The sequence below is a fragment of the Bacillus sp. C30 genome, from assembly GCF_040838255.1.
Classification (GTDB): domain Bacteria; phylum Bacillota; class Bacilli; order Bacillales; family Bacillaceae_G; genus Bacillus_A; species Bacillus_A mycoides.
On sequence record NZ_JBFPJH010000022.1, the window covers coordinates 1 to 18,681 of the forward strand.

At 36.4% G+C, this 18,681-nt stretch carries 19 protein-coding genes, 1 pseudogene and 2 other annotated features; of the genes and pseudogenes, 3 read left to right on the forward strand and 17 right to left on the reverse strand.

Translation table 11 applies throughout. The annotated features are described in order from the left end of the window. The first annotated feature begins 63 nt into the window (after positions 1 to 63). Both AB3X49_RS04685 and AB3X49_RS04690 read left to right on the forward strand, forming a co-directional pair. Positions 64 to 428: pseudogene (locus tag AB3X49_RS04685) on the forward strand (ammonia permease). Positions 429 to 441: 13 nt separating this feature from the next. Further along, positions 442 to 804 (forward strand): ammonia permease, encoded by a 363-nt coding sequence (locus tag AB3X49_RS04690; RefSeq protein ID WP_367960724.1) that lies wholly within the window; start codon positions 442 to 444, stop codon positions 802 to 804. 20 nt (positions 805 to 824) lie between these two features. Here the strand turns inward: AB3X49_RS04690 and AB3X49_RS04695 are convergent, their stop codons facing one another. Beyond that, on the reverse strand, positions 825 to 2,618 hold the full coding sequence (locus tag AB3X49_RS04695) for a DHA2 family efflux MFS transporter permease subunit (protein WP_002143335.1): 1,794 nt from the start codon (positions 2,616 to 2,618) through the stop codon (positions 825 to 827). A 12-nt stretch (positions 2,619 to 2,630) separates the two neighbouring features. Next, positions 2,631 to 3,284, reverse strand: a complete 654-nt coding sequence (locus AB3X49_RS04700; RefSeq protein ID WP_002190842.1) for an HlyD family secretion protein — start codon at positions 3,282 to 3,284, stop codon at positions 2,631 to 2,633. A 296-nt stretch (positions 3,285 to 3,580) separates the two neighbouring features. Between AB3X49_RS04700 and AB3X49_RS04705 the strand changes: the two genes are divergently transcribed. Continuing rightward, positions 3,581 to 4,198, forward strand: coding sequence for a TetR/AcrR family transcriptional regulator (locus AB3X49_RS04705; protein ID WP_002015467.1), 618 nt, complete (start codon positions 3,581 to 3,583; stop codon positions 4,196 to 4,198). A gap of 41 nt (positions 4,199 to 4,239) precedes the next feature. On the opposite strand, the gene AB3X49_RS04710 is transcribed toward AB3X49_RS04705, so the two are convergent. The 15 genes from AB3X49_RS04710 to mutM all read right to left on the reverse strand — a co-directional run bounded on the left by AB3X49_RS04710 (position 4,240) and on the right by mutM (position 18,681). Continuing rightward, positions 4,240 to 5,325, reverse strand: coding sequence for a M42 family metallopeptidase (locus AB3X49_RS04710; protein ID WP_367960727.1), 1,086 nt, complete (start codon positions 5,323 to 5,325; stop codon positions 4,240 to 4,242). A gap of 69 nt (positions 5,326 to 5,394) precedes the next feature. Next, a complete protein-coding gene (locus AB3X49_RS04715; RefSeq protein WP_002015469.1) occupies positions 5,395 to 5,886 on the reverse strand; it encodes a dUTP diphosphatase in 492 nt (163 codons plus the stop codon). Between the two features lie 515 nt (positions 5,887 to 6,401). Beyond that, positions 6,402 to 6,758, reverse strand: coding sequence for a 50S ribosomal protein L20 (gene rplT, locus AB3X49_RS04720; RefSeq protein ID WP_001138364.1), 357 nt, complete (start codon positions 6,756 to 6,758; stop codon positions 6,402 to 6,404). 38 nt (positions 6,759 to 6,796) lie between these two features. Beyond that, a complete protein-coding gene (gene rpmI / locus AB3X49_RS04725) occupies positions 6,797 to 6,997 on the reverse strand; it encodes a 50S ribosomal protein L35 (protein WP_001125945.1) in 201 nt (66 codons plus the stop codon). Between the two features lie 21 nt (positions 6,998 to 7,018). After that, positions 7,019 to 7,522 (reverse strand): translation initiation factor IF-3, encoded by a 504-nt coding sequence (infC, locus tag AB3X49_RS04730; protein ID WP_002015470.1) that lies wholly within the window; start codon positions 7,520 to 7,522, stop codon positions 7,019 to 7,021. 63 nt (positions 7,523 to 7,585) lie between these two features. Beyond that, positions 7,586 to 7,706: a sequence feature (ribosomal protein L20 leader region), on the reverse strand. A 206-nt stretch (positions 7,707 to 7,912) separates the two neighbouring features. Further along, positions 7,913 to 9,850 (reverse strand): threonine--tRNA ligase, encoded by a 1,938-nt coding sequence (gene thrS, locus AB3X49_RS04735; RefSeq protein WP_002034275.1) that lies wholly within the window; start codon positions 9,848 to 9,850, stop codon positions 7,913 to 7,915. 48 nt (positions 9,851 to 9,898) lie between these two features. Further along, positions 9,899 to 10,126: a binding site (T-box leader), on the reverse strand. Positions 10,127 to 10,157: 31 nt separating this feature from the next. Continuing rightward, positions 10,158 to 11,039, reverse strand: a complete 882-nt coding sequence (ytxC, locus tag AB3X49_RS04740) for a putative sporulation protein YtxC (protein WP_061673936.1) — start codon at positions 11,037 to 11,039, stop codon at positions 10,158 to 10,160. Between the two features lie 389 nt (positions 11,040 to 11,428). Then, a complete protein-coding gene (gene dnaI / locus AB3X49_RS04745) occupies positions 11,429 to 12,367 on the reverse strand; it encodes a primosomal protein DnaI (RefSeq protein ID WP_367960730.1) in 939 nt (312 codons plus the stop codon). A 33-nt stretch (positions 12,368 to 12,400) separates the two neighbouring features. After that, entirely contained in the window at positions 12,401 to 13,807 is a 1,407-nt protein-coding gene (locus tag AB3X49_RS04750; RefSeq protein ID WP_002015474.1) for a replication initiation and membrane attachment family protein, read from the reverse strand. Between the two features lie 115 nt (positions 13,808 to 13,922). After that, on the reverse strand, positions 13,923 to 14,384 hold the full coding sequence (gene nrdR, locus AB3X49_RS04755) for a transcriptional regulator NrdR (protein WP_001203686.1): 462 nt from the start codon (positions 14,382 to 14,384) through the stop codon (positions 13,923 to 13,925). 196 nt (positions 14,385 to 14,580) lie between these two features. Then, positions 14,581 to 14,964, reverse strand: a complete 384-nt coding sequence (gene speD / locus AB3X49_RS04760) for an adenosylmethionine decarboxylase (RefSeq protein ID WP_002003660.1) — start codon at positions 14,962 to 14,964, stop codon at positions 14,581 to 14,583. Between the two features lie 387 nt (positions 14,965 to 15,351). Then, on the reverse strand, positions 15,352 to 16,380 hold the full coding sequence (locus AB3X49_RS04765; RefSeq protein WP_367960732.1) for a glyceraldehyde-3-phosphate dehydrogenase: 1,029 nt from the start codon (positions 16,378 to 16,380) through the stop codon (positions 15,352 to 15,354). Positions 16,381 to 16,489: 109 nt separating this feature from the next. Beyond that, entirely contained in the window at positions 16,490 to 17,092 is a 603-nt protein-coding gene (gene coaE / locus AB3X49_RS04770) for a dephospho-CoA kinase (RefSeq protein WP_002129351.1), read from the reverse strand. A 53-nt stretch (positions 17,093 to 17,145) separates the two neighbouring features. Further along, a complete protein-coding gene (ytaF, locus tag AB3X49_RS04775) occupies positions 17,146 to 17,778 on the reverse strand; it encodes a sporulation membrane protein YtaF (RefSeq protein ID WP_367960735.1) in 633 nt (210 codons plus the stop codon). A gap of 72 nt (positions 17,779 to 17,850) precedes the next feature. Then, the gene (gene mutM / locus AB3X49_RS04780; protein WP_367960737.1) at positions 17,851 to 18,681 is read right to left on the reverse strand and encodes a DNA-formamidopyrimidine glycosylase; all 831 of its coding nucleotides are present in this window, start codon (positions 18,679 to 18,681) and stop codon (positions 17,851 to 17,853) included.

Genomic DNA, 18,681 nt, shown 5'->3' on the forward strand with positions numbered 1-18,681 from the left:
ATAATATCCAAAATAAACCTCATGTAATAAAATATAACTTAATTCACTTAAAGGAGTTTACATATGTTCAGTATTATTTGGATATTTTTTACGCCACTTCTCTTACTATGCGGGATTGCTGGTGGTATTTTTTTAATGGTAACAGGAATGAAATATCGGAAATTACTTGTTATCTTAATGGGGATTATTTGCTTTTCATTGGTTATAATGCCTTTTATTTTTTTGAACAAAGGGATCAATGGAGAGACCGTTCTCCACATTCCACCTGTCCTATATTGGATACTTTTCTCTCTAGCTGGTTTATTAGCAGGATTGAATGGGGTACGTTCAAAAATTAAGAGTATACGCAACATGGGATTCATTATTTTCTCAATAGGACTATTTGCTATCAACTCATGTCCATGCCTGATTCATCTTTTATTCGTTAAGGAGTTATTACATATGGAATCTACCAACTTATTTATTTGGCTTATCTTAGCCCCTATTTTGTTATTATGTGAAGGCATCGTTGGCATTTTTTTAATTGCTGCCGGAATGAAATATCGAAAATCATTTATCGTTATAGCTGGTTTGATTAGCATATCTCTTATCTTTGTTCCTATCATTTGTATAGGTTTTGGAATAGATTTAGAGGGGATGGTTCCAATTTCAGGAACTTTATATTGGTGTTTCTTCTCTTTAGCTGGACTATTAGCTATTATAAGTGGAAGACAAATATCCAGCATTCGTGCTGTGGGAACAATTTTGTTTATAACAGGGCTGTGCTCCGTAGCTGGTTATCATTTTTTATATCTAACTCTTTAAAAGACAAAAAAGCAGGGAAATTAATTCCCTGCTTTTCTATTTGGTTTATTGCCTGATGGTAAGAAGAACGATAACACCCAAGCAATACCGGCTAATATAGTTGCAATTAAGAAGGCATCGTTAATACCGTTAATTGCAGATAGCTTTGAAATTTGTCCGAATAATAGTTGTGTACTCATCGCATCTCCTGCTTGAGCTGATCCGGCTAATGCCGCTAAGCTTTGGCCCATACCGTGTACTTTATCAACTAAAATCGGGTTTGACGTTGTTAACATATTGCCGTAATCCGCTACGTGAGCAGTAGTTTGTTGCGTCATAAGCGTGATTAATATCGCTGTTCCAATTGAACCAGCTACTTGTCTTGACGTATTTTGCGTTGCTGTACCGTGAGAAATTAATTTCATCGGCAGTGCATTCATACCAGCTGTCATAATTGGCATCATAATGAATGACATACCAATTGAGCGTATAATATAATCCGTCATAATAACGCTATACGGTGTATCCATCGATAACGTTGTAAATTTATATGTCGCAAATGTTGTAATGGCTAATCCGACAATTGCTAACGGACGAATACCATACTTATCAAATAGTTTACCTGCAACTGGTCCCATGATCCCCATAATTAATGATCCTGGAAGTAATAATAAACCAGATTCCATCGGTGTAAAACCGCGAATGTTTTGCAAGTATACTGGAAGTAATAACATACCTCCGAATAAGGCCATCGTTACAATCGCATTAATTACTAATGTGAAAGTGAACGTCGGATATTTAAACACTTGTAAATCAAGCATTTTATTGTCTGTTGTTAACTCTCTCCAAATAAATACAGCTAAACCAATGACACCGATGATAAGTGTTATAACAACTTCTGCACTAGTCCAGCCATTATTTCCAGCTTCACTAAATCCGTACAGTAAGCTACCTAGTCCAATACTTGAACTAATAACACCGAATACATCTAACTTTGTTTTAGACACTGGCTGAGCTAGTGTAAAGAATTTAAAAGATAAGAACGTAATAATTAAACCGATAACAAACATCCCATAGAACATTAAGTTCCAGCTATAGTTTTCAATTACCCAACCTGTTACAGTTGGTCCGATAGCTGGTGCTAAAATCATCGCTACCCCAAGTAACCCCATAGCTGCTCCGCGTTTATTAGGCGGGAATAATGTCATGAAGATATTCATACCAACTGGCATTAAAATACCTGCACCAACCGCTTGAACAACACGGCCTGTCATCATCATTGTAAAGTTTCCTGATGTAGCACAAATGATAGATCCTACAGTGAAGAATAACATTGCTGCTATGAATAATTTACGATACGTAAATCGTGAAACTAAAAATGCACTGATTGGTACTAAAATTCCGTTTACAAGCATGAAGCCTGTAATTAACCATTGTGCTGTTGAAGTTGATACGTTAAATTCATTCATTAATGGAGGCAGTGCAACATTAATGATCGTTTGGTTTAAAATAGAAACGAACATACCGAGAATTAATACAGCTACAACTGCCTTTACATTCACATTCTCTACCGGCAATTGTCTCTTCAGCATTTCTTTTTCCTGTTTTACTTGCTCTTGCTTCCCTGTTTCTAATTCCACTACGTTAGAAGCTTCTGTTTCTTGTTTTTGTTCAAGTTCTTTCTCTACTGTTTCTGCTTGACTTACTTCTATCTTACTTACGGCTGGGACTTGTTCTTCTCCCACATTCGTTTTTTTCTTTCGTAAAAGACGATTTACAAGGAAGAAGACGATTATACAAAATAGTGCATATCCTACAATTGCAATTGAGGACATCTCATCTCCCCCTTACTTATGAATACGAACTGACACATTCATTCCAGGAACAATATTTACTGATTTACTATGATCTAAAGAAACTTTAACTGGTACAACTTGCTTTACTTTCGTATAGTTCGCTGTTGCGTTACTTGATGGTAACATCGAGAATGTATTCGCTGTTGTTAATCCAACTTGTTCTACTTTTCCCGTTAACGTTGTATCTGGGTATGCGTCTACATACACATCTACTGTTTGGCCTTTTTGAACATCATCAATATTTGTTTCTTCAATATTTGCTGTTACCCATAAATTGCTCATATCAAATGCATAAGCAATTGGGCTACCTGCCCCAACGAACGCATTAGTTGTTGCATTTGATTGTACAACTGTTGCATTTTGCGGAATTGTTACATCTACTGTTTGCTCACCATTTGCTCCTGCTACAGTAACCGCACCTAATTTATCGTTCTCATTGTAATTTTTTCCGACTTCAGCTTTCCAGTCTGTTAATTTACCTGCTACTGGTGATGCAATTGGGATTACTTTCCCGTCAATCTTTGCATTTTCTGTTTTTAAATAGTTTTCCGCTTGATTGTAATAGTAATAACCGCCAATACCGCCGCCAACTAATACAATTAATGTGATAATGTTGATAATTACCATTCTTCGAAACTGATTCATTGCATTCCTCTCCTTATATCGCATATAATTTTTTTCTAAACTATTTATATCCTTAGTGTTTATATTGTTTAATTGTTAATTATATTAACCTTTAAACAAAAAAAGCACACCTTTTACGACGCAAACTATGTTTTGTCTGCATCCTAGCGGTGCTGATTTCTAAAGGACTATCGTTTATAATTATAAATAATTATCCCGAATCTACAACCAACAATTTAAACCTATATGTTGTTTAAACAACATTGCACTATACATGTGTTGTTTAAGGTTAAAAAATTAAACGAGGTGAAGTAAAAATGTCTATTAAAAATACAAATGATCCACGTGTAAAACGAACGAGACAACTCATACAGGATGCTTTTGTCGCTTTAGTAGGCGAAAAGGGCTTCGAAAATGTAACTGTGCAACATATCGCGGAACGCGCTCCTGTAAATCGTGCTACATTTTATAGCCATTACCATGATAAATATGATTTATTAGAAAAAAGCATAGAAGAAATGTTAGAAAAACTAGCCGCAGTAATTAAACCACAAAATCGAAATAAAGAAGATTTTCAGCTCACTTTTGATTCACCGCATCCAACTTTTTTAGCTTTGTTTGAGCATATCGCAGACAATACTAATTTCTATAACGTTATGCTCGGCGATAAGGCAGCTGGAAACTATTCTTATAAAATGATGAAAACAATTCAAACACATTTAACATTAAGCCTATCTATTTCCCAGCCAGATGATGAAGACCTTATGGTCCCTCGTGATATTCTTATTAGTTATGTTACAGGCGCTCATATCGGAATGATTATGTCATGGTTAAAAAGAGGCATGATTTATACCCCACATTTCATGGCAATGCAATTAACTCGCTTAATTATTTTAGGAGCTCATACTGCAGCAGGATTAGAAAGACCGTTTTAAAAATGGAAAAAGCGAAGGAGGTTATCCTTCGCTTTTTTCTATTAATTAAATGTAATGTTATGTACAGCCTCTTTATCAAGACGTTTAATAACTTCTACAATTAACTTCACTGCGTTTTCATAATCATCACGATGTAACATCGCTGCATGAGAATGAATGTAGCGTGTCGCAATCGTAATTGCCATAGATGGGATACCATTTAAAGAAATGTGAATTGCTCCTGCGTCCGTTCCCCCGCCGGCTACAGAATCATACTGATATGGAATTTGTAATTCATCCGCAACATCAACAACGAAATCACGTAAACCTGTATGACCAATAACAGAAGCATCATATAGAATGATCTGCGGACCATCACCCATTTTACTTTGTGCTTCTTTTGCCGTTACACCTGGTGTATCACCAGCAATACCTACATCTACTGCGAATGCGATATCTGGCTTAATATAGTTTGCAGATGTTTTCGCACCACGAAGACCAACTTCTTCTTGTACAGTCCCAACGCCGTATACAACGTTTGGATGCTTTTCATCTTTTAATTGTTTTAATACGTCAATTGCAATTGCACAACCAATTCGGTTATCCCATGCTTTTGCAAGTAACATCTTTTCATTCTTCATCACTTGGAATTCGAAGTACGGTACAACTTGATCTCCTGGTCGTATGCCCCACTCCATCGCTTCTTCTTGGCTAGAAGCACCAATATCGATAAACATGTCTTTAATTTCAACTGGCTTTTTACGAGCTTCTGGAGGTAAAATGTGCGGTGGTTTTGAACCAATTACACCTGTTACATCTCCTTTACGCGTTACAATCGTTACGCGCTGTGCAAGCATAACTTGCGACCACCAGCCACCCACCGTTTGGAAACGAAGGAAGCCTTTGTCATCAATTTGCGTAATCATAAAGCCGACTTCATCTAAATGACCTGCAACCATAATTTTCGGGCCGTTTTCTTCCCCAACTTTTTTCGCAACTAAACTTCCTAAATTGTCAGTAGAAAGTTCATCTGCAAACGGCTCAATATATTTCTTCATTACTTCACGTGGTTCGCGCTCGTTACCCGCAATACCGCGTGCGTCTGTTAATTCTTTTAGCATTGTCAATGTCTCGTCTAATTTTATCATTGCCAACACCCTCCTTTTTCTTCAGTCACTTTATTATACAAAAGGAAATTGAAATATTCAAAAATTAAATTAGTATCCTTGTGTTTGACGCTGATGATTTACTTCATTTTTATCTAAATATGCTTTTTCAATTTCATCTTGTTCAAATTCAAGCGCTTGTCCAAGGCGAAGATAGCTTGTAAATAGTTCAATATAGTTCGTAATAGAAGGTTGATCTGTAAAACGAATTACTTTCGCATATGTGTCTAAGAAAATTTCCACTTGTGTTTTATTCGTTTGCGCACATTTATAGAATAAGAAGTTTTTATCAATTCCTAAATCGATTCCGATTGATAAAATAAAATGTAAACCATCTACGTATTCTTCTAATATTACTTCACGTTCTGAAGCTGGTTTATTGCTCCAATATTTAAAACAACGTGTTTCATTTGCAAGTTCTCCAATTTCTACAAGAAGAGCTAACATTTTTTCTTTTAACAATTTTTTCGGTTGTAAGTCATGTTCTTTCACAATACGGTCATCTAATTCTTTTTGTAATTTAAATAGTTGTAGTAAGTCCATTCTATTGCCCTCCTCCAACATCGCATTTTCCGCAACAATGTTGTTTCATCTCAAAGTTCATTATTATTTTTCGTTTCTTATTAACAAGTCAGCTACCTACATCTTTATAAAGATAGCTTGTCCTTAATTTGCAAATACGTTTCAATCATCACTCATAGATTGTTCACTTGATGAAAGTTCCATATCATCTTTCCATTATAGCAGTGTCGTTTCTGCTAGGAAAGATGCACTTCTCACGAATGAGTTCAAATAAAAAAAGTCAGGAGGATTCTCCTGACTTTATATATATATTCTTTTATATCGCTATAGATTTTATATTGATTTTGTCATATCGATAACGACACATCCGTTAATCTTTCCTACTTTCATGTAAAAGTCTCCTCGTTATCGTTACAAAAATTCTTACAAGCACATCTTAATATACTTGAGCAAGAAATAACGATAATAAGTGGCGGATTTTACAATAAATACAAACAAAAAAACCTTAGAAGAAAATCTTCTAAGGTTTTAAACAATTAGTTAATGTTGTTTTTTGCAACTGTTGCTAATTCAGCGAAAGCTTTTTCGTCATGAACAGCTAAGTCAGCAAGCATCTTGCGGTTAACTTCGATGCCAGCATTTTTTAAACCGTGCATTAAGCGGCTGTAAGAAAGACCATTCATACGAGCTGCTGCGTTGATACGTGTAATCCATAATTTACGGAAGTCACGTTTCTTTTGACGACGGTCACGGAATGCATACATTAGAGATTTCATAACCTGTTGGTTAGCAACCTTAAATAATGTACTCTTAGAACCGTAGTAACCTTTTGCTAATTTTATAACTTTTTTACGACGTTGACGAGTAACTGTACCACCTTTTACTCTTGGCATAATATTACCTCCTAGTTTGTTCTATATATCAGCCGAACTTATTTTAAGTTGTCAAGCATTTGACGAATGCGTTTGAAGTCACCAGCGCTAACTACACCAGCTTTACGTAGTTTACGTTTAGCTTTTGTAGATTTGTTAGCAAATAAATGGCTTGTGTAAGCGTGAGAACGCTTCAGTTTACCAGATCCAGTCTTTTTGAAACGCTTTGCAGCGCCGCGATGAGTTTTTTGTTTAGGCATAGGTATTTCCTCCTCTATCTATTACTTATCGTTTTTCGGTGCTAAAACTAAGAACATACTACGTCCTTCCATTTTAGGCTTAGATTCAATTGTACTAACTTCAGCACAAGCTTCTGAGAAGCGATCTAAAACACGTTGACCGATTTCTTTATGAGTAATGGCACGTCCTTTAAAGCGAATTGACGCTTTAACCTTGTCGCCTTTCTCTAAAAACTTGACAGCATTACGAAGTTTTGTGTTAAAGTCATGTTCATCAATTGTTGGACTTAAACGAACTTCTTTCATGCTAATTACTTTTTGATTTTTGCGCTGTTCTTTTTCTTTCTTCTGTTGCTCAAAGCGGAATTTACCGTAGTCCATAATGCGGCATACTGGTGGTTTCGCATTTGGAGCAACCAATACTAAATCAAGATTAAGACCTGCAGCTAAGTCTAAAGCGTCATTACGAGACTTGATTCCAAGTTGATCGCCGTTTGCGCCAACTAAGCGTACTTCACGTGCACGAATTTGCTCGTTAATCATCATATCCTTGCTAATAGTAAGCCACCTCCAAGGTTTTCTTAGAATACGTTTTGCAATTGTAGAACCCGAACAAAAAAAGTGCGGGCACACGGCACCCACACTTGTAATATCTTTAGTAAGAAATACATTTACCTGCTAACTGCGAATGCGTCCATCAGGTGAGAAGCGGGTGCTTCTACTTGTCAAAACCATATTCTATTATCCTTGATGAGTTTATCATAGGACATGACGTCTGTCAAGAAGACGCGATGTGTTTTACTAACAACAAGAAATATTGTAACAAACAACCAGCATACTTGCAATACTTTTTTATGATAAGTATTGTTTGGTTATTTTTTCTAGATTTTCTTTTTTATAATACATAAAAAAGCCGCGGTATACCGCGGCTCTTTCTTATCGTTTTCCTTCTACCTTAATCATGTCAACAAACGCATCTAATGCGATTGTTTCTGATTTTTGTTCACCATATTTACGTACGTTAACGCCATTTTCAGTAACTTCATTGTCACCTACTACAAGCATGTACGGAATCTTTTGCATTTGTGCTTCACGGATTTTGTAACCAATTTTCTCTTCACGAGTGTCTAATTCAACACGGATACCAGCACGTCGTAATTCATCTTGTACTTTCTTCGCATAGTCTAAATGTACTTGCGGAGAAACTGGAATTACTTGCGCCTGAACTGGAGCTAACCAAGTTGGGAATGCGCCTTTGTATTCTTCAATTAAGAAGGCTACGAAACGTTCCATAGTTGATACAACACCACGGTGAATTACAACTGGACGATGTTGTTTACCGTCTTCACCAACGTAAGTTAATTCAAAGCGTTCTGGAAGTAAGAAGTCTAATTGTACAGTTGAAAGTGTTTCGTCTTTTCCAAGAGCAGTACGAACTTGAACGTCAAGTTTCGGACCATAGAATGCCGCTTCACCTTCAGCTTCATAGTAATCAAGACCCATTTCATCCATAGCTTCTTTTAACATACCTTGTGCTTTTTCCCACATCTCATCATCAGCATAATACTTTTTAGTATCTGCTGGGTCACGATAAGATAGACGGAATGAATAGTTTTCTAAACCGAAATCTTTGTACACTTCTAACGTTAAGTTTACAACACGTTTTAATTCTTCTTTAATTTGATCTGGACGAACGAAAATGTGCGCATCATTTAAAGTCATTCCGCGTACACGTTGTAATCCAGATAATGCTCCAGACATTTCATAGCGGTGCATTGTTCCAAGTTCCGCAATACGGATTGGTAATTCACGGTAGCTGTGAATATCATTTTTATAAACCATCATATGGTGAGGGCAGTTCATTGGACGAAGAACTAACTCTTCATTATCCATTTCCATTGATGGGAACATGCCATCACGGTAATGGTTCCAGTGACCAGAAGTTTCATAAAGCTCTCTACTTCCTAATACTGGAGTGTATACGTGATCATAGCCTAAGCTTGCTTCTTTATCAACGATGTAACGCTCGATAATACGGCGAATTGTTGCACCTTTTGGTAACCAAAGTGGTAAACCTTGTCCTACTTTTTGGCTATTAGTAAATAGTTTTAACTCTTTACCTAATTTACGGTGATCGCGCTCTTTCGCTTCTTCAAGCATACGTAAGTGCTCATCTAATTCTGCTTTCTTAACGAATCCAGTACCGTAAATACGTTGTAACATTTTATTATTGCTATCGCCACGCCAGTAAGCACCAGCAACACTTAATAATTTAAACACTTTAATCTTCCCTGTAGATGGAAGGTGAACACCACGGCAAAGGTCGAAGAATTCGCCTTGCTCATAGATTGAAATAACTGCATCTTCTGGAAGATCGTTAATTAAATCTAATTTTAACTCATCGCCGATTTCTTCAAAGCGACGAAGTGCTTCTGCACGTGGCACTTCATGACGAACGATTTCTAAGTTTTCGTTCACGATTTTTTGCATTTCTTTTTCGATTTTTTTGAAGTCTTCAACTGTAATTGCTTCTTCCATATCAATATCGTAGTAGAAGCCATTTTCGATTACTGGACCAATGCCAAGCTCAAGCTTAACATCTTTATATAAACGTTTTAACGCTTGTGCTAAAAGGTGAGCTGTTGAGTGGCGTAAAATATATAAGCCATCTTCAGAATCTAATGTAATAATAGAAACTGCACCATCTTCTTCGATTGGTGTAACAAGATCGATCATCTCATCGTTTAATTTTCCAGCCACAGCTTTTTTCTTTAAGCCTGGGCTAATAGAAGCTGCGATTTCTTCAGTTGTTACTCCTTTTGGAAACTCCTTCACAGCTCCATCAGGGAAAGTAATTTTAACTACATCTGCCATCACTGGTCACTCCTCTTTTTTTTCAAAATAAAAAACACTCATCCCATAAAAAGGGACGAGTGTTGAATTCGTGGTTCCACCCTTGTTCCAATTAACCTTATTGTTAATTGCTCAAGTTCAACATAACGGTGTTGTCCGTTAGCAATTACTAGAAAAACGTTCACTGCTAAAGTTTAGAGGTGGTAAGTAATTATCCCGTACTAGGAAGCTCACACCCTAAGGCTTCCCTCTCTGAAAATCGTAGAAAACTACCCATGTCCTCATCATGACATTTCAATATATTTCATTTATGTAGGTAATTATATGCTCAAAAACTTAGAAAATCAAGGGCGTTACCTTTATTTTTTAAATTTTTCACATTGCGCTCAAATTCATGTAATCCATGTAGTTGCACTCGTTCCTGAAATACATTTCGCAAAGTAATAATCATATTATGATCTTGTTCTTTCGTATATAAATAAATCTTTTTCGGCGAAATAGAAAGAAGTGGTGCAATTACTTTCGTATCGATATATACATCCTGTTTCTTTAATAATTCTTCATCTATATATTGAACCAATTTCTCCTGTTTTAAACGCCTACCTTTATCATCATAGAAAATAAAACTTTCATCAAAAATAAGATGTACACAGGACAAACGTGATTTCCGGCTACTTACTTGTTGGCGAAGTGTCTCAATAAATATTTGGTATTCCTGCTCCATCTTATACTCATCAATTGCAACTTCAGCAAGCTTAGTTACCATTTCCCTATATGTACGAAGACGAAAACGAACGTATGATGAAAACGAGAATGAGAGCGGATCACAAAGCCAATCATTCAAAGACGACGCAATATAAGATTCAAATTTTTGACGTGTTAAATCACTAGATACTCCTTTTCTTCTTTCCTTTAAAATCTCATGTGCCATATGCAATATTTGATGACACTCTTCTTGTTCTTCATAAAAAAACTTTTCCTTTAAAATGGTATGAATCCATTCATTTTGTTTCACATTCATAATGAAATATAGTAATACTGGCAATAAAATCTTTTCAATATAATTTGATTCACATAATGGTATATGAATAACAACCTTTTGTTCGTTTAAATATACACTTGTTTCCTTATATAAGGATTCTGTTCTTTTCGTTAGTTGTCTGTATACGTACACAGCATCATTTTTTTCTTCGAAGCAAATTTCAATCACTTTTGTCCCCCCTTTTATCCCCGCTCTAAAGGATTGCATCTATACGTTACAAATCCTATAAGAGTCCGATCTATGGAAGTTCACTCTTAGTAGAAACCTATCTCCCATCGTTAGAACATCCACTCGATATGGCTTGCTAATTTTATATATATTAAGGGAGGGAGAAAAAAATGATACAAGCTACTCTGAAAAAATGATTAAAATAAAGTGAAACTTTAATCAGTGGAGGTTTTGTCCATCCTCCACTGATTATTAGCCCGCACCAATCGGGCTTTTACGGGCAGCAGGGCTCCCACCTAACTTCTTTGCTTTACAGCCGAATTTTGAGGTGGGAGTCTTACTGCCCGCCAATAGCGGGATAAAAAAGAGCAAGCTTCTCAGCTCGCTCTTTACTTATTACGACGATTTTTCCCACCAATTGGGATTGGCTTCGCTAAATATTTAATTCGTTCCATAATACGGGCCGCTTTCATCTCTTCTGCTTCACCGCGCTGTGTATACGTTAAATGATGTTCCAACTGTTTGAAATCAAAGTTAGATGTAAAGAACGTCGGTAAGTTTTCCAACATACGGAATTGCAAGATTGCACCGAGTACATCATCACGTACAAAACTTGACATTGCTTCTGCCCCGATATCATCTAACATTAATACTTGTACACGTTTGACAGCATCAATCTTTCCGCTAATCGAATTATCTTGAATCGAACTTTTGATTTCACGTAAAAATTCAGGGAAGTATACGAGCATCGAACTAATTTTCTTTCGCGCAAGCTCATTTGCAATTGCCCCTAAAAGATACGTTTTCCCTACACCAAATTTACCGTACAAATATAAACCTTGTGCTTTTTTACCTGGTTCGTATGTGCTTAAAAATTCATTCGTTGCACCTATTGCATCAATACGTGCATCTAAATCTGAAGGGTCTAAATTTTCCATAGTTGCCTGCAAAATGTCAACTGGCATATATACACTTTGAACGAGTTTTTCATATTTTTTTCTCTCATCATATGCTACTTTTCTAATACAACGATCGTATTGAATATCAATCATCTTACCTTGAATGACAAGCTTCGGCTCATATCCTTGTAGCATATTTTTACATGACCCTAAATCTGGACAATCCGCACATCCTACACTTTGTCCAATATATTCATATAACTTCACAAGACTTCGTTCAATCATAGAAGTCGTTACTTCACCTTTATGTTCGTCTATAAATTCTTTCACACGAGGGTGCGCCATCACTTCTGCCTTTAAGACTTCATATCTATTTTTAAAGTTTTTATTTTCCATTAATTTCGTAAATGAATTTTGAATATGCTCCATTTTCTCACCTCAAAGAGCGTTCATTTTCTTTTATTAATCACGCTTATATTTTTTCAATACTTCTTCTAATCGTTTCCGTTCATCTTCTAACGTACTTGCATCTTTTTTCGCACTTACGTCATTTTTTACAGGTTCTTTCTCTTCTTCTTTCGACTCTTCTTTAAGCCAATCTGGTACCATTTCTTTTCGCACTGTTTTCTTCGCTGTACGACCTTTTTTCTTCGTCTCAGCCCACTCTTGATATTGACGATTCTCTTCTTTCGCTAGCGCCATCGCCTCGCCTACTGTACCGACCTTTTTTCGCGCCCAATGTCCAGCAATCTTCTCGACATACGTTTTAGCAAGCTTCATATCTGAGCGTAGCATAACGTAATAAATAAGTACATTCACAACCCCTGGCGTTAACTTTTGATTTATCATTACATCCTCAACGATTTGCAAGTCCGCTTTCGTCGCCTCTGCACCGCCTGAAATCTCTTTCAATAGTTGTTTTGGCGAGATTTCCTCTAACTGCTTCATTAGCATCTCTTCTTGCGTAGATGGCTCTTTCTCTTTCATTGTACGAGCAGCATGAGGTTGCACTCTTTCACTTAATACAGGTAACGCTTGACCATTTTCGAATTGATACCAATCGCGTGCTCCCTTCCGAAGCCTTTCGATATCAATTGTTTGCACTTCTGTCACTGCGCCAAGAACGATATTTTGCATCGATAACACATCCACACCGTACACATAAGCGAGTGTAATAACACATTCTCTCACTTGATCTGTAATCGCCTTTTTAGGAACAAGCGCTGATAGTCCGTCTACAAATAAAGAGAAATCAAAGAAATCGTTCCAAACTTTCGGAGCATCCCCATTCTCGTTACTTGGCATAATTGTCGTTTTCGGGATACGCAGTTCTTCTTGCGCATATTCAAACTGACCTGGGTTAAACGAATCAAATATATCGTTGAAGGAGCGCGTAACATTTTCATAAGAAGCAAAATCGAATTCTTCTTCTAAGAAATATTGCTTTACTTGGTTGTATTTTGTCCGACTCAAGCGATTATATAAAAAGATACTTAAAACAATATCATCAAAAAACTGCTTCGGAGATAAAGGTGGTTGCAATTCATATATAAACATTCGAATATCTTTTTCTTTCTTAATATATACATTTAAAAGACCAATCGCTTCTAACTTTACTCGTTCCCCATATATTTCAGGAAGTTGCATTTGCATAGTCACCATAAGGGAGTGATGTGTATTCTCTTTTCCAAACACACGATCTTGCTCTAACTCTCCCCATAGTGTCATGTATAAGCTAAAAGCTCTACTACCTATTAACGGCTGATACAACATCGTTAATACTTTCCGGTCGTAATTATGTAACAACCCTTTCGCACTTACTTTATAACGATCAATCGGCAATAGCTCCATCCATGACTGTTTTTCCATTCTTGCTTTTCCTTTCTCTCATCCAATCTAACCTACATTTCACTCGTTTTATCTTTATTATATAATTTATTAGCTCTCTTATCTCGTTTACTTACAGTATATAAAGAGATTCCTTCTACTCTCTCTCTTTTTGCAGTATATCTTTTAATTCTTCAATAAATACATTTAAATCTTTAAATTGACGATACACAGAAGCAAAACGTACGTAAGCAACATCATCAATATCACGAAGTTCTTCCATAACAATTTCACCAATCATATCACTTTTCACTTCTGATATACCTAAGTTACGAAGTTCACGCTCCACACTTTGTGTTACTTCCTCTAACTGCCTTAAAGATACAGGTCTTTTTTCACACGCTTTAATTAAACCGCGTAAAATTTTCTCTTTATTAAACTCTTCTCGTGTTCCTTCTTTTTTAACAACGATAAGAGGTGATTCTTCTACTCTTTCAAATGTCGTAAAGCGACTTAAACAACTTTCACACTCTCTTCTTCTTCGAATAGAGCGCCCCTCGTCTACCGGACGCGAATCTAACACTCTTGTTCCATTATGAAAACAGGATGGACAACGCAATTCATTCACTCCTTTACACTATAATCTTTATTCTTTCGCTACTCACCTACATGTGAAAATATATATACAATATTATATAACTCATTCTTCTATAATGACCACTCTAAGTTATTACATATCGTGATCCTATTTTATATAAACTAAAAAAGAGGTGCATTGTACACCTCTTTACATTTTAAATCAATTATGTTCTTTTTTAAAGAGCTTTTGTTTCTCTCTGCTTAATTTCGAAGCTACCAGTGCCTCGAGGAAGCTCGATGCTCTCACGCGTTTTCGCGTTTAAACCTTCTGCAATATATTCTGCAGCAACATTTGGATCAATACGATCCCCACAAGTATAAACATCAATACTTGCGTAACCGTGCTCCGGAAAGCTATGAATTGTTAAATGTGATTCCGAGATAATTACTACTCCACTTACACCTTGTGGTGCAAATTTATGAAAAGCAACCTCACGTACTTCAGCACCAGCTCTTAGTGCTGCATCCACAAATAATTGTTCAATATACGGCATGTCATTAAGCTTGTCGAAATCGCAATCCCAAAGTTCAGCGATCACGTGACGACCCATCGTATCCATAGTATCCATTCTACAGTTCCCCCTTGTAAATTTATTCTAACTGTTCGAATTGAAAACTAATTTGCAATTTGGCTTGCTCCACTACCACGGGGGAAAGTTAGTCCAGAGAGGTCCTAACCCTTTAAGTAGTGACTACGTACCTCAGCTCTTAAGTTTACGAGTGTTAGTATACTTTGTTTATTTTCATTTTGCAACCACAGTTTTTTCGATTTTCTGTCATAATTTCCTCTTTACTTTTCCCTAAAAAATTAATCGATTCACAAATACAGTAATCCCAATGGTTTTTGGTATGTCCACTATTTGAAAATATATTCATATAATTTTTTCCCTTTTCAGAAAAAAATAAAAAAAGAGGGCAAATATTTACTTGCCCTCTCTCTATTTCACTTAAATATGTTGCACATTTTCTTGTTTTGCTAATTCATCAACAACTAACGTTACAAGATCTACAACACGACGAGAGTAGCCCCACTCGTTATCATACCAAGCAAGCACTTTCACTTTACGATCACCCATTACTATTGTAGATAAACCATCAATAATAGCTGAGTGTGTATTTGTATTAAAGTCGATAGACACTAAAGGCTCTTCGCTGAATTCTACAATTCCTTTTAACGCACCGTTTGCAACAGTTTTGAATGCTTCATTAATATCTTCAACTGTTACATCACGTTTTACGTCTACTACTAAATCAACAAGAGACACGTTTGGTGTTGGTACACGAAGTGCCATACCATGAAGTTTTCCGTTTAAGTGCGGAAGAACTTTTGCTAGCGCTTTTGCAGCACCCGTCGTTGTTGGAATGATGGACTGTCCGCAAGCACGCGCTCTTCTTAAATCTTTATGTGGGTTATCAATATTTTTTTGGTCATTTGTATAAGCGTGAACAGTTGTCATTAAACCGTTTTCAATTCCGAACTGCTCATCTAACACCTTTACAACAGGCGCTAAACAGTTTGTTGTACAAGATGCATTTGAAATAACAGTATGCTTTGTGATATCTAATTGGTCTTCGTTCACACCAACTACGATTGTTACATCTTCATTTTTACCAGGTGCTGTTAAAATAACTTTTTTCGCTCCAGCTTCAACATGAAGAATTGCTTTTTCTTTAGAGTTAAATTTACCAGTTGCTTCAATTACAACTTCAACACCTAGATCTTTCCAAGGCAACTCCTTTGGATCGCGGTTGTTTAAAAGGCGAATCATTTTCCCATCAACTAGTAAGTGATCTTCAAATGCTTCCACTGTTCCGTCAAACTTTCCATGAACTGTATCATATTTAATTAAATGCGCTAACGCTTCTGATGGATAGCTTGCATTTATTGCTACAATTTTGAATGCGCTTTCTTTTATTGCTTGACGAAATACCATTCTCCCGATACGTCCAAATCCATTAATTGCCACACGAGTCATAATATGTTATCCCCCTTGAATGCGTTATACTATTTATCTCCAATCCCAATAATAGTATAACACAAAAAGGAGATATGTCACTAAGCATTTTCATTAATTTCACAATTTTTTAATCAATAATGTTCCATTCTTTCAAAATAGAAGCTAATTGTGTTTTCGTTCCAGTAATTGTGCCATCATTATAAATTACCTCATCTGCCTTCTTTACTTTTTCTTCTAATGGCATTTGAGATTGAATACGAGCCGTTGCTTCTTCTTCTGAAAAGTTATTTCGTTTCATTAAACGTTCCAATTGCGTATTCGGTGTGACTGCTACAACTAAAACACGATCAACGAGATTTGTTAATTTACTTTCAAACAAAAGAGGGATATCTAACACAACCGCTTGCATACTTTCTTTTATGTACATCTCCTTTTGTGCATTCATTTCTTCACGCACCGCAGGATGAACAATTTCGTTTAACTGCAATCGTTTTTCTTCATTATAAAAAACGACACTCCCAAGCTTTGGTCGATCAAGCTCTCCATCTTTTTGTAACACTTCCGTTCCGAACACCTCTACAATTTTGTTATATGCCGGTTTTCCTCGTTCTACAACTTCTCGCGCAATAATATCTGCATCAATAACCGGTATACTCATTTCACGAAACATTTCTGATACCGTACTTTTTCCGCTTGCAATGCCTCCTGTTAATCCAATTACTACTGTCATAATAATCCTCCTCACAATATTAAAGGCGCGAAACTAATGTTCCACGCCCATACTTACATTTTCCAAATTCCAATAATAATGAGTAATACCCCAGGCAGGAATGTAAATTTTTGTAACCATTTCATATTTGATAAAATCGTACCGAGCTTCATTCCAATAAATAAAAATAAAGAACTCATAACCGCGACTAATAACGCCATCATCGCGGGTGCATAACCTAATAAAGATGCACCAATTCCAGCACCAAACGAATCTATAGAAAGAGCGATACCGAGAAGTAGCGCTTCTCCTGCAGAGATAGTTCCTGATTTATCAAAATCTGCAACAGTCGGCTTCCGCAAAATTTGAATCACTAACCCTAGCGAAGCAATTTCTAGTTTCCAAACCTTCTCCTCTTGCTTCGGTTCTTCTTTTTTATCACTTCGAAAAAATTGATATAATACCCAAATACCTATTCCAATAAGAACAAATCCGCCGATACGCGTTGCGATAACAGGTGAAAATATTTTCGCGATCATATGTCCAATTCCCATGGAAACGAGCATTACAGCTGCTGAACAGATCCCGATAATTATAATTGATCTTAGTGGAATTCTTACGCTCCTTAACCCGTATGTTAGCCCTACACTACAGCTATCTAAGCTTAATGTAAAAGCTAATAAAATAAGAGATAAATAAAGGTACATCGGTAAGCTCCTCCCTTATACATAGCTCTGCTCTATGTATATGACAAATGCCTATCCGATGTTATCCCTTTTCTATATTCTAGGTTGGCAAATTGGGCAGTAATGTGTTCCCCTTCCGCCAACAACTGTTTTTTCTAATAGCGTACCGCAAGTCACACACGGTTCTCCTTTTTTCCCATATACATTTAGAAGTTCCTGGAACGAACCAATTTGTCCTTGTGAATTAATATACGTTCTAATTGTACTTCCGCCTCGCTTAACAGCTTCGCCCAGCGTTGTAACAATCGCCTCGTAAATTCTTTCTATTTCTTCTTCTGTTAAAGATGCAGCTTCTCGTTCTGGGTGAATTTGAGAACGGAATAACACTTCATCTACATATATATTTCCAAGCCCTACTAAAAGACGCTGATCTAATAATACGACTTTTATTTTACGATTTGTTTTTTGCAATCTTTCTTGTAAATACTGCGGTGTCAATTCAGCATCAAATGGCTCCGGTCCTAAGTCAGCAAGAGGCATTTGATTCAACTCTTCACCTTTCTTAAAGAGATGCATCGTACCAAACTTTCTCACATCTTTATAATGTAATTCAGTTCCATCTGTAAATAAGAAACAGACGTGTGTATGTTTATCAATCGGCTCATCCTCTTGATGAAGTAAAAACTTACCTTCCATGCGCAAATGTGAAACAATTACATAGTTCGTTACATACAAAAGCAAAAACTTACCTCTTCGCTTTATATTTTCAATTGTCTCGCCTCTTAGCATTTCTTTAAAAATTTCTGCATCATCCGGTCGTTTTACTATTTTGGGATAAGTAATAACGACATCTTCAATCGTTTTTCCTGTTACAAGATTTTCAAGCGTCCGTCTAACGTTTTCAACCTCTGGTAATTCCGGCAT